15 protein-coding genes and 1 tRNA gene are annotated in these 14,207 nt (G+C 67.9%); 6 read left to right on the top strand and 10 right to left on the bottom strand.

All coding sequences use genetic code 11. The annotated features are described in order from the left end of the window. Window positions 1–311 precede the first annotated feature (311 nt). Window positions 312–776, top strand: a complete 465-nt coding sequence (locus A5727_RS10140; RefSeq protein WP_068248474.1) for a GatB/YqeY domain-containing protein — start codon at window positions 312–314, stop codon at window positions 774–776. A 4-nt stretch (window positions 777–780) separates the two neighbouring features. Here A5727_RS10140 and A5727_RS10135 read toward each other — a convergent pair whose 3' ends face one another. The 7 genes from A5727_RS10135 to ponA2 form a co-directional block, all read right to left on the bottom strand. Next, window positions 781–1,575: an acyl-CoA thioesterase gene (locus tag A5727_RS10135; RefSeq protein WP_068248472.1), complete on the bottom strand. Its 795-nt coding sequence runs from the start codon at window positions 1,573–1,575 to the stop codon at window positions 781–783. 11 nt (window positions 1,576–1,586) lie between these two features. Further along, window positions 1,587–2,075 carry an SRPBCC family protein gene (locus A5727_RS10130; protein ID WP_068248470.1) on the bottom strand — a complete coding sequence of 163 codons (489 nt, stop codon included), beginning with the start codon at window positions 2,073–2,075 and terminating at the stop codon, window positions 1,587–1,589. A gap of 299 nt (window positions 2,076–2,374) precedes the next feature. Beyond that, window positions 2,375–3,166 (bottom strand): bestrophin-like domain, encoded by a 792-nt coding sequence (locus tag A5727_RS10125; protein WP_082949719.1) that lies wholly within the window; start codon window positions 3,164–3,166, stop codon window positions 2,375–2,377. Window positions 3,167–3,493: 327 nt separating this feature from the next. Further along, window positions 3,494–3,567 (bottom strand) — tRNA-Pro (locus tag A5727_RS10120). A 216-nt stretch (window positions 3,568–3,783) separates the two neighbouring features. Then, window positions 3,784–4,878: an L-cysteine desulfhydrase Cds1 gene (cds1, locus tag A5727_RS10115; protein WP_068248468.1), complete on the bottom strand. Its 1,095-nt coding sequence runs from the start codon at window positions 4,876–4,878 to the stop codon at window positions 3,784–3,786. Between the two features lie 6 nt (window positions 4,879–4,884). Beyond that, entirely contained in the window at window positions 4,885–5,844 is a 960-nt protein-coding gene (locus tag A5727_RS10110; protein WP_068248467.1) for a metallophosphoesterase, read from the bottom strand. A gap of 27 nt (window positions 5,845–5,871) precedes the next feature. After that, window positions 5,872–8,301 (bottom strand): transglycosylase/D,D-transpeptidase PonA2, encoded by a 2,430-nt coding sequence (gene ponA2, locus A5727_RS10105; protein WP_068248463.1) that lies wholly within the window; start codon window positions 8,299–8,301, stop codon window positions 5,872–5,874. Between the two features lie 279 nt (window positions 8,302–8,580). On the opposite strand from ponA2, the gene A5727_RS10100 reads away from it, so the two are divergent. Continuing rightward, window positions 8,581–8,934: a WhiB family transcriptional regulator gene (locus A5727_RS10100; RefSeq protein ID WP_068248462.1), complete on the top strand. Its 354-nt coding sequence runs from the start codon at window positions 8,581–8,583 to the stop codon at window positions 8,932–8,934. A 31-nt stretch (window positions 8,935–8,965) separates the two neighbouring features. Then, the gene (locus tag A5727_RS10095; RefSeq protein ID WP_068248460.1) at window positions 8,966–9,601 is read left to right on the top strand and encodes a maleylpyruvate isomerase family mycothiol-dependent enzyme; all 636 of its coding nucleotides are present in this window, start codon (window positions 8,966–8,968) and stop codon (window positions 9,599–9,601) included. A gap of 209 nt (window positions 9,602–9,810) precedes the next feature. Here the strand turns inward: A5727_RS10095 and bagB are convergent, their stop codons facing one another. Beyond that, entirely contained in the window at window positions 9,811–10,926 is a 1,116-nt protein-coding gene (bagB, locus tag A5727_RS10090; protein WP_068248458.1) for an ATPase BagB, read from the bottom strand. Further along, complete coding sequence (gene bagA, locus A5727_RS10085; protein WP_068248494.1) at window positions 10,927–11,946, bottom strand: ATPase BagA; 1,020 nt, start codon at window positions 11,944–11,946, stop codon at window positions 10,927–10,929. A gap of 50 nt (window positions 11,947–11,996) precedes the next feature. Here bagA and sp36 point away from each other — a divergent pair, with 50 nt between their 5' ends. Genes sp36 through A5727_RS10075 form a run of 3 tightly spaced genes read left to right on the top strand, consistent with a single transcriptional unit; the run spans window position 11,997 to window position 13,386 of the window. Continuing rightward, complete coding sequence (sp36, locus tag A5727_RS27445) at window positions 11,997–12,158, top strand: Sp36 family protein (protein ID WP_157521315.1); 162 nt, start codon at window positions 11,997–11,999, stop codon at window positions 12,156–12,158. After that, complete coding sequence (locus A5727_RS10080) at window positions 12,155–12,610, top strand: RidA family protein (RefSeq protein ID WP_068248457.1); 456 nt, start codon at window positions 12,155–12,157, stop codon at window positions 12,608–12,610. The genes sp36 and A5727_RS10080 overlap by 4 nt, the downstream gene beginning before the upstream one ends. Continuing rightward, complete coding sequence (locus A5727_RS10075; protein ID WP_068248456.1) at window positions 12,607–13,386, top strand: MBL fold metallo-hydrolase; 780 nt, start codon at window positions 12,607–12,609, stop codon at window positions 13,384–13,386. The genes A5727_RS10080 and A5727_RS10075 overlap by 4 nt, the downstream gene beginning before the upstream one ends. Before the next feature lie 55 nt (window positions 13,387–13,441). Here the strand turns inward: A5727_RS10075 and crp are convergent, their stop codons facing one another. Further along, window positions 13,442–14,116 (bottom strand): cAMP-activated global transcriptional regulator CRP, encoded by a 675-nt coding sequence (crp, locus tag A5727_RS10070; RefSeq protein ID WP_068248454.1) that lies wholly within the window; start codon window positions 14,114–14,116, stop codon window positions 13,442–13,444. Window positions 14,117–14,207 lie beyond the last annotated feature (91 nt).

Below are 14,207 nucleotides of genomic sequence, written 5' to 3'. Positions count from 1 at the left end.
CGGGTGGAACCCCATCATCATGATCAGCAACCCGCACAGGGGAGCGCGCGGGCACCAGCCCCCCACCGGGGCGGGGGGGGCCGCCGCGGGAGAACGCGGGCGGCGACCCCTCCGGATACGGCGCCGGCTACCCGCCGCCCGAGTACTCCGGCGGCGGCCAACCCTGACCCTGTGGTGGCATGGTCACCGAGCGATCCCCTGTCCTGGTTCCTGATCATGATGATCGGTTTCCGACCAGTTTGGCATGACGATCCCGGGTGGCGGATCGGCAAAACGGTCCACGCGGGTGCCCGCGGCGTAGCGTCGCAGGCATGGCCGAACTCAAGAACCGCCTGCGGACAGACCTGACGGAGGCGATGAAGGCGAAGGACAAGCTGCGCACCGCGACACTGCGGATGCTGTTGGCCGCCATCCAGACCGAAGAGGTGTCCGGCAAGCAGTCCCGAGAACTGACCGACGACGACGTGCTCAAAGTGCTGGCCCGGGAGTCGCGCAAGCGGGGCGAGGCCGCCCAGATCTATGTCACCAACGGCCGCGGTGAGTTGGCCGCCAACGAGCGCGCCGAAGCGCTCGTGATCGACGAGTATCTGCCCACCCCGCTCAACGACGACGAACTGGCCAACGTCGTCGACACCGCGATCGCACAGGTCGCCGAGGCCAACGGGGAGGCTCCGACGATGCGGCAGATGGGACAGGTGATGAAGGCCGCCGCCGCGATCGCCGAGGGCAAGGCCGACGGCGCGCGCATCTCGGCGTTCGTCAAAGACCGACTCTGACGCCTCAGACGCGCCAGAGCGCCTCCTGCATCGTCGAGGCGATCAACGACCCGTCGGCGCTGTAGAGCGCGCCGGTGACCAGGCCACGCGAGTCACTGTTGTTCAGGTTGCGCACGTCGTAGCGATGCCAGTCGTGCGGGGTGAACGGGCGGTGGAACCACACCGCGTGATCGAGACTCGTGGCGAATCCGGTCATCGGGTTCAGCGGAGTGCCTGCGGGGCGGGCCACCGGAACGGGGCCGAAGTCTGACATGAAGGCCAGCGTGCAGGCCCGCACCAGAGGGTCGTCCTCGATCGCGTCGCGCGTGCGAATCCAGAACGGCGGCACCGCGAACTCGGAGTCGTCGTCGGGCAGGGTGCGCATCTCGAACCGCTCGGCGAACTCGAGGCCGGGTTCCTTCGGGACCGTCTGGTCGAAGCCGGCCGGGTCGACGGGCGCGGGATGATGGTCGGCGCCCGGTTCGGGCACGTGGAAGGACGCGATCATCTCGAGGATCACCTTGCCGTGCTGCACCGCGGTGACACGGCGGGTGTCGAACGAGCGCCCGTCACGCGTGCGTTCGACGACGAACTCGACGTCCGTGTCGTACTCACCGCCGCGGATGAAGTACAGATGCAGTGACTGCGGGTGCTTGTCCGGTTCGACCGTGGCGCCCGCCGCGCCGAGCGCCTGGGCCGCGATCAGTCCGCCGAACAGTCGCACGCCCGGGCCGGCCTCAGGTTGGGGTGCCACGAACGTGTCACCGTCGCGGTCGTACTGCAGGAGCTGAGCGATCCAGCTCGTCTTGACACCTGTCACGTCCGCCGACCCTATCGGGTGGCGAAGTACTTCCCGCCATCGGAGGCCAGTCGGCCGAACGCGGCCCGCAGGACGGGTGCGAGCGCCTTGAACGGCAGGCGCAACGCGTGCCTGGGCTCGATCGCGACCTTCCAGATGAATCTGGTGCCCGTGCCGTCGGGCAGCACCACGTAGTCCTCGGCGAACCGGCGGAACAGCGGCGCATTGGCTTCGGTGACGTAGAAGGAGTAGCCCTGGCCCTCGTCCCAGCGGAAGAAGTGCTCCCGCACCTGGGACGGGCCCAGCGCCACCACCCGGGAGCTGCCGACGCCGAACGGTCGCGGTGACGTCCAGGTCACCGACGAGACCGAGTTGCCCCACGCGGCCAGCGACTCGTCGGACTGCAGCGACTCCCACACCTGCTCGGGTGGAGCGTCGTAGTGCTTCTCGTAGCGGAAGATGTGCGGGGCGGTGTCCAGGAACCTCGCATCGGCGGGTTCGAGCGCAAACCAGCGTGCCATCGCATGAGCATGGCACGTGCCTGTGCGCACGTCACGCCGGATTTGGCGCGCGGGCCTGCGGCGATGGGCCGGCCTTCGGCCAGGGCACACCGACTCCGCCGACCGACACGACCGGATGTCCGGGAAGCAGGGTGCGGAGGGCGCACGCGGACTCGCCCGGCGCGCGCGACACTCAAACCAGTGCGAAGACACGCCGAGGTTGTACATCCCGTCGACGGCCCCCTCGGCGCACAAGCCGGCCACTTCGTCCCGCGGTGCCGGGTGCAGGGTTTATCCCGCGCCGACGACGGGCCGCGACGCTAGGGGGTCGTCTGCAGAGTGCGAACGACCTGGTGGAGCGGTTCGGGCACGGTGGACACCGCGCCGACGAACGGGTGGGACAGCTCCACGACGAGAAAGAGTTGCGCGCCGACGAGAGTGCCGATGATGGCGACCATGGCGTAGTGGTTGGCGGGTTTCTCGACCCCGTAGATGATGGCGCAGCCCAGCAGCAGCCCACTGGTGATGATGATGACGGCCCACAGCGACCAGGGTGGGCCGGTGTCGGTGGCGGCCTGCAGGATGCGTTCGGCGCGCGCCCTGCTCAGATCTTCGAGGTTGCCAAATGAGTTGGCCAGGAGGATCTCTTGTGCGTCAGTGCGTGACTGGGCGGTTTCGTAGGCGGCGTAGAGCCGGTCGAGGGCCTTGTCGGCCTCAGCGTAGGACCGGCCGGCGTTGATTTCGTCCCACTCGATGATGGCGGACTGTTGGTATTCGAGCAGAGCCTGACGCATCCGGTCGCGGTCAGGCTGGTCGAAGATATGGGAGTCTCGGGCCAGTTGCGCGGCGGCGGTGCCTTCGGTACGCACGATGCTGTCGGCATGGCCTATCTGTCCCCACATGGCTGAGACGACGAAGCCGATGAAGAACGCGAACACGAAGCCGACCACGCCGAAGGCGAATTTGGTGACATCGTTGTGTTCGTCGCCACGCAGGTTCGGGAATCGGCGGCGCACCAAGATCTGGACGAGGATCGCCGTACCCGCGGTGCAGGCGACGATCAGAATCAACAGCAGCGACGGCGGCACATGGCTGACCAGCCACTGACTCACCCGCGTCCCCTTTTTTCGTTGAGTGGGCAGAATCGCCCTTGGACCGGAAACTGACTGTAGGTGCCAGCCCGGCCGAATCGGGGTGTTTCGCGAATCCCCGGCCGGGCCCGAAGCGCGGTCTTCTCTGCAGCTGCGCAAGGCCGATGCTCTCGGAGCGCCGCGGGATGAACATGTTCCGCTCGGAGGCCACTCAGGCTCTGTGCACGGTGCTTGACCCAGACTGCTGCCGCTCGCCGGTCCGGCGTGCCTCCGCCGACCGGCCGCGGACTGGCAGCAGAAAGGCCCTGCCGGAATCCGGTCAGGGCCTCTGCCTTGCAGTCACACGAGTCGGGGTGGCGGGATTCGAACCCACGACCTCTTCGTCCCGAACGAAGCGCGCTACCAAGCTGCGCCACACCCCGCGTGAAGCCACGACAGCGTATCGCACGAGGGGGTCGAGAAGCCAAACGCGTTCCCCGGATCGGGATGGAGACGGCGTGTCGGTGACGTTGTAGGTCAGCAGAAGCCGCAATCTGGAACTCCCCACGAAAGAGAAGAACTATGACCGCGCTGGGTGCCGCACTCTACGGAGGATTCTTCGCCCTGGCCGCGCTGTGGCTGTTCGTGACGGCCGAAGGTCAGGACCAGGAGCAGGACCGCTCGAACGCCTCCAGCTTCAACGACGCCTCGGAGGGGTCCATCCCCCTGCTGGTGACCCACTCGTCGTCGAAGTAGGTGTCCGCGTAGCGGTCACCGCTGTCGGCGAGCAGGGTCACCACCGACCCACTCTGCCCCCGCGCCACCATCTCGGCGAGCAGACCGAACGCGCCCCACATGTTCGTGCCCGTGGACGGCCCCACGCGCCGCCCGAGGACTCGGCTGACGTGGCGGGCCGCCGCGATTGACGCAGCGTCGGGGACGCTGACCATCCGGTCGACGACGCCCGGCACGAATGACGGTTCCACCCGGGGCCGGCCGATGCCCTCGATCCTCGACGACTGGCCGGTCGTGACGTCGCGGCCCTCTCGATACGACGGGAAGAACGCGGAGTTCTCCGGGTCCACAACGCACAGCCGGGTCGAGTGGCGGCGGTAGCGGATGTAGCGGCCGATGGTGGCACTGGTGCCGCCGGTGCCGGCGCCCACCACGATCCAGGACGGCACCGGGTGCTCCTCGGCGCGCATCTGCGAGAAGATCGACTCGGCGATGTTGTTGTTGCCCCGCCAGTCCGTCGCACGCTCGGCGTTGGTGAACTGATCGAGGTAGTGGCCTCCGGTCTCGTCCGCCAGACGCTGCGCCTCGGCGTAGACCTCTCCGGAGTTGTCGACGAAATGGCAACGGCCGCCCTGGGATTCGATCAGTGCGATCTTCGACGCGCTCGTCGACTTCGGCACCACCGCGATGAACGGCAGGCCCAGCAGCGCCGCGAAGTACGCCTCGGAGACCGCGGTCGACCCTGAGGACGCCTCCACCAGCGTGGTGTTCCTCCCGACCCAACCGTTGCACAGCGCGTACAGCATCAACGAGCGCGCGAGGCGGTGCTTGAGGCTGCCCGTGATGTGGGTGGTCTCGTCCTTGAGGTACAGCGCGACGTCGGCGCCGTCGCACCAGGCCGACGGCAGCGGATAACGCAGGAGGTGCGTGTCGGCACTGCGCCGCGCATCCGCCTCGATCAGCCTGACCGCATTGTCCAGCCAGGCGCGGTCAGGGTTGTGCTCGCAGACAGACTCCACCGCGGATCAGTGGACGGCGGCGGTCGGCTGTGACTGACCGAGGTTGCGGCTGGCGTCGCGGCCGCCGGTCGGGGCGGCGATCAGCGTCAGCAGCGTGGCCTCCGGGCGGCAGCAGAACCGCACCGGCGCGAACGGCGACGTGCCGATGCCCGCCGACACGTGCAGGGCCGTGTGGGCGCCCCACTTCGACGCACCCTTGACCCGGGAGGTGTCCAGATCGCAGTTGGTGACGAGCGCACCCTTGAACGGCACGCACAGCTGACCGCCGTGTGTGTGGCCGGCCATGATCAGCTGATAGCCGTCGGCCGCGAAGCGGTCCAGCACCCGGGTGTACGGCGCGTGCACCACGCCGAGGGTCAGGTTGGCGGCGGCATTCGCGGGTCCGGCGATGGTGTCGTACCTGTCCCGCTGGATGTGCGGATCATCCACGCCGGCCGCGGCGATCGTCACACCCGCGACCTCGATCTCGCGGCGCACATGCGTCATGTCGAGCCACCCGCGCTCGGTGAACGCCGCGCGCAGATCCTGCCAGGGCAGCGGTGTCCCATGCACCCGGTGATCGCGGTCGGTCAGGTATTTGGCCGGGTTCTTGAGCACCGGCGCGAAGTAGTCGTTGCTGCCGAACACGAACAGGCCCGGCACCGACAGCAGATCGCCGAGCGCCTGCACCACGGAGGGCACAGCTTTGGGGTGCGACAGATTGTCACCGGTGTTGACCACCAGGTCGGGCTCCCACCGAGCCAGTTCCCGCAGCCACGCCTGCTTGTGCTTCTGCGCGGGACGCATGTGCAGATCAGACAGGTGCAGGACCCGCAGCGGCGAGGACCCCGGGCTCAGCACCGGCATCGTCACTTCGCGAACGACGAACGCATTGCGCTCGATGATCGAGGCGTAGCCGATCCCGGCGATGGCCGAGCCGAGCGTGACTGCGGCGGTGCGTTTCAGGATGGGCACAACTGCGGACATGTGAGCAGGATACTGCTCACATGCGCGTCACGGAGGGGGTGGCGGCACGAGAACCGGCACCGTGATGGGCGGCAGACCGGGGATCTCCACGACGGTCTGACCGAACTCCGGCGGTGGCGGGGGCATCCCGGGCGGCAGCAGCGGCGGCGGCGGTGGCGCCGGTGGGATGCCGTTGCTGACCTGGATGGTGACGATCGACCCCGGAATCGTCTGACCGCTGGGGGAGGTCCCCACGACCGTCCCCGCCGATGAACTGCTGTTCACCGATGCCGTCTGATCGGCGACCTGGAAGCCGGCCTCCTGGATCCGCCTGCGGGCCCCGTCCTGGGTCAGGCCGGCGACGCTGGGCACGCGCGAGTTCGGGCCGCCGTCGACGTACCGAGGATCGGTCGGCGGCAGGACCACCTCACCGAAGTTCGTCGCGATCGGCTTCATGGCCGCGAACCACGTGCTGGCGGGTTCGTTGCCGCCGAACAGCGACCCCGACCCGCACTGCCGCAGGGGCCACGAGCACAGCTCGCTGGGCGTGTTGGAGTCGTCGTAGATGTAGTTGGCGGCCGCGAGTTGATTGGTGAAGCCCAGGAATCCCGACGACCGGTTGGATTCGGTGGTCCCGGTCTTGCCGGACATCGGCAGGTCCCACCCGACGGACCCGGCCGCCCCTGCGGCGGTGCCCGCGCCGGTGTCGTCCTTGCTCAGCGCGTTGGCCAGGGTGTTGGCCAGACCCTCCGGAACGACCTGTTCGCACGTCGCGGTGGTCACCGCGATCTCCGTGCCGTGCCGGTCGAAGACCTTGTCGATGGGGTTGGGCGGGCACCACGTGCCGCCGGACGCCAGTGTCGCCGCGACGTTGGACAACTCGAGGCCATTGACCTCGATGGGACCCAGCGTGAACGACCCGATGTTCTGCCGCTTGACGAAATCCGCGAGGCTCTCGTTGCTTTCGGGGTCGTAGTCCCGCGCGGTGCCGGGGTCGGCGTAGCTGCGCAGCCCCAGTTTGACGGCCATGTCGACCGTCCGCTGCACACCCACCTGCGAGATGAGCTTGGCGAACGCGGTGTTCGGCGACGTCGCCAGAGCGTCGGTGACGTTCATCGGGCTGCGGTAGCTGCCGGCGTTCTGCACACACCAGGTGTCCTTGGGGCAGCCCTTGGCGCCACCGCTGCCGAGCCCCTTGGCCTCGAACCGGTTGGGCACGTCGAGTTGAGCACTGATGCCCATGCCCATCTCGAGGGCGGCGGCCACGGTGAAGATCTTGAAGACCGAACCCGCGCCGTTGCCGACCAGAGAGAACGGCTGCGGCTGCATGGTCTCGTTCATCTCGAGATTGAGCCCGTAGGTGCGATTGCTGGCCATCGCGATGACCGGATGGGACTGCTTGCCCGGCCGGATCACGCTCATCACGCTCGCGACGCCTGGAGTGTCCGGGCTGGCGTAGCGGTTGACCGCCTCCTTGACCGTGCCCTGGACGTCGGGGTCCAGCGTGGTCTGGATGCGGTAGCCGCCCTTGGACAGCTGCTCCTTGCTGATGCCCGCGCGGGCCAGATACTCCTGGACGTAGTCGCAGAAGAAGGCGCGATCACCGGCGGCGATGCAGCCGCGGGGCAGTTCGTTGGGAACGGGCAGCACGCCGAGCGGCTGTTCCCGGGCGAGGCGAAGCTCGTCGGCGTTGGCGGGCAGGTTCTCGATCATGGTGTCGAGCACGAGGTTGCGCCGAGCCAGCGCGCCGTCGGGGTTGGTGTACGGGTTCAGGGCGCTGGTCGACTGCACCAGGCCGGCGAGCAGCGCGGCCTGCTGCCAGTTCAGCTGTGACGCGTCGACGCCGAAGTAGGTCTGGGCGGCGTCCTGGATGCCGTAGGCGCCGTTGCCGAAGGACACCAGGTTCAGGTACCGGGTCAGGATCTCGGGCTTGGTGAAGGTCTTGTCCAGGGTCAGCGCCATGCGGATCTCCCGCAGCTTGCGGGCCGGGGTGGTCTCGATGGCGGCACGGCGTTCGGCGTCGGTCTGGGCGGTGACCAGGAGTTGGTAGTTCTTGATGTACTGCTGCTCGATCGTCGACCCGCCGCGGGTGTCGGCCGCGTTGGCGAGGTATCCGGACAGGCCCGTCAGCGTGCCCTGCCAGTCCACCCCGTTGTGCTCGGCAAAGCGTTTGTCCTCGATGGACACGATTGCCAGCTTCATCGTGTCGGCGATCTGATCGCTGGTCACTTCGAAGCGCCGCTGGGAATACAGCCAGGCGATGACGTTGCCTCTGGCGTCGACCATGGTGCTGACGGCGGGGATGTCGCCCTCGACCAATTGGGACGATCCGTTGGCGACGACGTCGGACGCGCGGTTCGACACGAGACCCAATCCACCCACGACGGGGAACATGAGCGCCGCCGCCAAGACGGCGGCCAGCAGGCAGCACCAAGCCATCTTGATGACCGTCACTGCCACCGGTGGGCGTTCTGACATGTCGTACAGCCTAACGATGCCCTGAGCGGGGCGAATACCGAGCGGCGCGCTTTGTAGTGACCTCAACCGGGGCCCACGGGACCCAATTCATGATCGGACGGGACGCCCGTCCCAAAAAAGTGGGGGAGGAAGTGTTGCGCAAATGCAACCTGACCACCTAACTTATACACACAGTGCGACGTAGGTAACACATCACGACGCAATGTGGTGTAGATCGCAACACGATCAACCGCAGAGTGGAGTGCCGCTGCAGAGCGGACCGAGCGAAGGGAATCGCTGGTGTCAGGAACTCGGACCGCAACGCGTAGGACCACCACAGCACCGATCTCGCCGCCTGTCCAGGGGCTGGAGGCGGAAGCCCGCATCGCCTGGGTCTCCAAGGCCCGGTGTCGAGGCGCCGATCCCGACGAGCTCTTCGTCCGCGGGGCTGCCCAGCGCAAGGCCGCTGTGATCTGCCGGCACTGCCCGGTGATCGCGGAGTGTGGGGCCGACGCGCTCGACAATCGTGTCGAGTTCGGAGTCTGGGGTGGTATGACCGAACGGCAGCGCCGAGCCCTGCTCAAGCAGCATCCCGAAGTGGTGTCATGGGCTGATTTCTTCGCCGCCCAGCGCAAGCACCGCACCGCTGGCTAATAACTGCGCAGCCGTCATTTCCTGAGCACGCATGCGGTCCGCGCGCGCCCTCGCCCGCGCGCAACGTGAGGAGTTCGCCGACCTCCTCGACTCGCTGACCCCCGAACAGTGGGCGATGCCGAGCCTGTGCGCCGGATGGACCGTGCGCGACGTGGCCGCCCACACCATCGCCTATCTCGCGCAGAGTCGGGTACGCCTTGCCCTCAACATGGTTCGGGCATCCGGTGACGTCGACCGCCTGAACGCCTGCGCACTGTCGGATTTCGCGTCATCACCGCCCGAGGAACTCGCCCGGATGATGCGAGCCGGTGCGGAACCGTCCGGGGCGGCCGCCCTGTACCGGTGCCGCGTCGCGCTCATCGAATGCCTGATCCACCAGCAGGACATCCGTCGACCGCTGGGGTTGCCACGGGTCGTCTCCGAGGAGGCCGTCCGGGTCTGCCTGGACTATGCGCGTATCAGTCCCGTCATCGGTGGCGCCCGCCGCACCCGTGGACTGCGGCTGGCGGCCACCGACTCCGACTGGTCGGCCGGTCGGGGGCCCGAGGTGTGCGCGACCGGTGAGGTTCTGCTGCTCGCCATGACGGGTCGCGCACCGGCCGTCGCCGGCGAATTGTCCGGAGACGGTGCGGAACTGCTCGTCAGGCGGGGGGATGATCGCGTCTGACTCCTCCGCGCGGCTGGCGCCGCGGGCTGCGTCGTCAGGCGGGGTTGGTTGCGCCCGACTCCTCCGCGCGGCTGCCGCCGCGGGCTCCGTCGTCAGGCGGGGTTGGTTGCGCCCGACTCCTCCGCGCGGCTGCCGCCGCGGGCTGCGTCGTCAGGCGGGATCTGGTTGAGCCCGACTCCTCCGCGCGGCTGGCGCCGCGGGCTCCGTCGTCAGGCGGTGAGCTGGTCCGCGATGGCCCGCAGCGCCTCAAGGTCGGCCACATCGAACGGCAGCGACGGCACGCCGACGATCGGCACATGCGGGTTGGCGCCGGTGAACCGCGACAGCAGGCGAACCTCGCGCTTCGCGGTCAGCCCACGATCGGCGTGCACGCGCAGCACCGCGGCCGCCAAGGATTCGGGGTCCTTCTCCTCCAGAGCCTCCGCGCCGTCGACGGCCCGTTCGATGTGCAGCGCGCTCAACGTGGGATGCGTGCGGTTGAGGATCAGACCTGCCAACGGCATCTTCTCCTGCGAGAGTCGGTCGACGAAGAACGTCGCCTCCCGCAGCGCGTCCGGCGCCGGCGCGGACACCACGACGAACTGCGTGCCACGCCGCTTCAACAGGTCATAGGTGCGGTCCGCCTTCTCCCGGAAGCCTCCGAAGGTGGAGTCCAGCGACTGCACGAAAGCCGATGCGTCCGAAAGCATCTGGGATCCCAGGACGGTGGACAGGGCCTTCATCGCCAGGCCCACCGCGCCGGTGACGAGCTTGCCGATGCCGCGCCCAGGTGCGAGCAGCAGACGCCACAGACGGCCATCCATGAAGCTGCCCAGGCGCTTTGGGGCATCCAGGAAGTCCAGGGCATTGCGCGACGGCGGGGTGTCCACCACGATCAGGTCCCAGCGATCCTGGGACAGCAGCTGCCCCAGCTTCTCCATCGCCATGTACTCCTGCGTGCCCGCCAATGACGTGGCCACCGTCTGATAGAACTGGTTGTCCAGAATCGCTTGTGCGCGTTGCGGATCCGTGTTCGCGATGACCATCTCGTCGAACGTGCGACGCATGTCGAGCATCATCGCGTGCAGTTCGCCGGTAACTTCGGGCGCCAGCGGAACCCGCTGTGGGGTGTTGCCCAGATCCTTGATGCCCAGTGCCTGCGCCAGTCGCTTCGCCGGGTCGATGGTGAGCACCACGACCGTGCGTCCGTACTCGGCGGCCCGCAACGCCATCGCGGCGGCCGTCGTCGTCTTGCCGACGCCGCCGGCGCCGCAGCACACCACGACGCGGTTGGAGGTGTCCTTGAGGATCGACGCGATGTCGAGCGTCGAAGGTGTCGTGCTCATCTATCGGACCCCCTGCTGCGCGAGTGCCTCGGCCAGCTCGTACAGGCTGCCGAGGTCGATGCCGTCGTTGATGGCGGGCAGTTCCAGGCGCGGCACCTTGATCTCGTCAAGCTGCTCGGCGCTCTCCGACCGGGCCCTGATCCGGGTGGCGTGCTGGATGGTCTCCGTCAGCAGACCGGCGAAATCCTCGTCCGAGAGCGTGATTCCGACGGACTCGAGATCGGCGCGCACGGAGTCGGCGTCCACGTCGCCCTCGGCGGCCTTGGCCAGGTCCTCGGGCTGAAGGAAATTGGGGATGTTGCGGTTGACGATCACGCTGCCGATCGGCAGGCCCAACTCCTGCAGCTCGTCGATCGCCTCGATGGTCTCCTGAATGGGCAGCGACTCGAGCAGCGTCACCAGGTGGATCGCGGTCTGTTCGGAGTGCAGCAGCTTGACCACACCGTCGGCCTGCGAGTGCACGGGCCCGCCCTTGGCCAGATCCGAGACGGCCTTGGTGACGTCGAGGAACCGGGATATCCGCCCGGTCGGCGGCGAGTCGACGACGATCGCGTCGTAGACCGGGCGCCTGTTCTTGTCGAGTCGGATCACCGACTCCTTGATCTTGCCGGTCAGCAGCACGTCCCGCAGACCAGGGGCGATGGTGGTGGCGAACTCGACGGCGCCGATGCGTTTCATCGCTCGACCGGCCAGGCCGAGGTTGTAGAACATGTCGAGGTACTCCATGAACGCGGCCTCGATGTCGATGGCCAGCGCATTGACCTGCCCACCGCCGTCGGCGGTCGCGATCTTGAGCTCCTCGTACGGCAGCGGCGGCACATCGAAAAGCTGTGCAATGCCTTGCCGCTCTTCGACTTCCACCAGCAGCACCTTGCGGCCGCCGGCGGCCAGCGTCAGTGCCAGAGCAGCAGCGACCGTCGACTTCCCGGTGCCCCCCTTGCCGGTGACGAAATGCAGTCGGGCCTCCGCCAAGCGGGAAGGCCAGCCGACGGTGCTCCCGCCGCTTGCTGTGGTCGCCATGAACTGCATGCTAGCCAACGGGCCAGCACTCATGACTAAGCTCATGCCACATGAGCGATCGGACCGCCTGGGAGTACGCCACCGTGCCGCTGCTGACCCACGCCACCAAGCAGATCCTGGACCAGTGGGGAGACGACGGCTGGGAGTTGGTCTCGGTGCTTCCCGGACCCACCGGTGAGCAGCACGTCGCCTACCTGAAGCGGGCGAAGTGAGCGTCAAGGACAGGCTGGCGGAACTGGGCCTGCAGCTTCCCACCGTCGTGGCACCGCTGGCCGCCTACGTTCCCGCGGTGCGCACCGGCAACCTGGTCTACACCTCGGGCCAGCTCCCCCTTGCCGACGGTGAGTTGTCTGCCAGCGGCAAGGTCGGCGCGGCCGTCAGCCCCGAAGACGCCAAGGCCGCAGCCCGAATCTGCGCGCTCAACGCACTGGCGGCGATCGACGCCCTGGTCGGCATCGACTCGGTGACCCGCGTGGTGAAGGTCGTCGGCTTCGTCGCCTCGGCTCCGGGCTTCACCGGACAGCCCGGTGTGGTCAACGGGGCCTCTCAGCTGCTCGGCGAGGTCTTCGGGGATGCGGGCAGTCACGCCCGGTCCGCGGTCGGTGTGGCCGAACTGCCGCTCGACGCACCCGTGGAGGTCGAACTCATCGTCGAGGTGGCGTGAGCTCCCCGGAGCATCCCGCCTACGGACTGCTTCGTCCGGTGACCGAGACGGCCTCGGTTCTGTTGTGTGACAACCCCGGCATCATGACGCTCGACGGAACCAACACCTGGGTGCTGCGCGGACCCGGCAGCGACGAACTCGTGATCGTCGACCCAGGCCCCGACGATGACGCGCACGTGGACCGCATCGCGGCGCTGGGCACCATCCCGCTCGTTCTGATCAGCCACAAGCACGGCGATCACACCGACGGCATCGACAAGCTCGTCGACCGCACCGGCGCCGTGGTGCGCTCGGTCGGCAGCGGCTTCCTCAGGGGCCTCGGCGGTCCCCTGACCGACGGTGAGGTGATCGACGCCGCGGGCCTGCGCATCACCGTCATGGCCACGCCCGGGCACACCGCCGACTCGGTGAGTTTCCTGCTCGACGACGCCGTGCTGACCGCCGACACCGTGCTCGGCCGCGGCACCACCGTCATCGACAAGGAGGACGGCAGCCTGCGCGACTACCTGGAGTCGCTGCGCCGGCTGAAGGGACTCGGGCCGCGCACGGTTCTGCCCGGACACGGACCCGATCTGCCCGACCTGCAGGCCGTCAGCGACTACTACCTCGCGCACCGCGAGGAGCGGCTGGACCAGGTTCGAGGCGCGCTGCGAACGCTGGGGGACGACGCGACGGCCCGGCAGATCGTCGAACACGTCTACACCGATGTCGATGAGAAGCTGTGGGAGGCCGCCGAATCATCGGTGCAGGCCCAACTGGACTACCTGCGCACATGATTACGGCGCGTTTCCCCGCGCTGATCGCCGGAAAACGCGCCGTAATCGCTGAGAACTAGCGGGCGCGGCGCGCCAGTCGCTCGCTGTCGCTGATCAGCACGCTCTTGCCCTCCAGCCGGATCCAGCCGCGGTGGGCGAAGTCCGCCAGGGCCTTGTTCACGGTCTCGCGCGAGGCGCCGACCAGCTGGGCGATCTCCTCCTGCGTGAGGTCGTGCGTGACGCGCAGCGCGCCGCCCTCCTGGGTGCCGAAGCGCTGAGCGAGCTGCAGCAGCTGCTTGGCGACGCGGCCCGGCACGTCGGTGAAGATCAGGTCGGCGAGGTTGTTGTTGGTGCGGCGGAGGCGGCGGGCCAGCACGCGCAGCAGCTGCTCGGCGATCTCGGGACGATCCTTGATCCAGGCCTTGAGCGCGTCACGGTCCATCGACACAGCGCGCACCTCGGTGATGGTGGTGGCGCTCGACGTCCGCGGGCCGGGGTCGAAGATCGACAACTCGCCGAACATGTCCGACGGTCCCATGATCGTCAGCAGATTCTCGCGGCCGTCCGGCGAACGCCGGCCGATCTTCACTTTGCCGGAGATGATGATGTACAGCCGATCGCCGGGCTCGCCCTCGGCGAACACCGTGTGTCCGCGGGGGAAGTCCACGGGCTGCAACTGCTTGGTGAGCGCGGAAACAGCGCTGGGTTCGACTCCCTGGAAGATTCCGGCCCTGGCCAGGATCTCGTCCACGTTAGCCTCTCTTAGTTCTCTGATGGTCTGATGCGCGCTGCCCAGCCCTCTATGTGAATTAGCGAGCTCAGTCTAGAGGTAGGCCGCTCTG

Origin of the sequence: Mycobacterium sp. ACS4331 (assembly GCF_001667265.1) — a bacterium.
GTDB lineage: Bacteria > Actinomycetota > Actinomycetes > Mycobacteriales > Mycobacteriaceae > Mycobacterium.
Note: the sequence above shows the minus strand (reverse complement) of the source record. Positions and strands in the feature narration are given on the sequence as shown.